The 296-nt window shown below is 47.0% G+C and carries 1 pseudogene; it reads left to right on the forward strand.

The features are described from left to right. Positions 1–242, forward strand: a pseudogene (locus HMPREF1551_RS06360) (heat-shock protein Hsp70); the annotation flags it as partial. Between the last annotated feature and the right edge of the window lie 54 nt (positions 243–296).

Below are 296 nucleotides of genomic sequence, written 5' to 3' on the forward strand. Positions count from 1 at the left end.
TCCACCAAAATCAGAACAAGACGGCGCGTATCTTCACCGCCTCGGCCTCGGTACAGAAGCTCATTTGGATGCCGGTAGACTGGAAACAGCGTTTTCCGAAATTCGCCAAAGACCTGCTAAGCTACTTGCGTATTGGCACCAACCTGAACGATGATGCTCCCGATGCACTTACCGGCTCCGTAGAGTGCCGTCAGCCTCCCAAGCGGAAAAGCGTGATGGAGATATTGGGCTATGTAAGATAATTGTCAATGGTTAATTGTTAATGCGAATCAATAGTTAAAGAACTAGAAATATAT

Source organism: Capnocytophaga sp. oral taxon 863 str. F0517, from assembly GCF_000466425.1.
Lineage (GTDB): Bacteria > Bacteroidota > Bacteroidia > Flavobacteriales > Flavobacteriaceae > Capnocytophaga.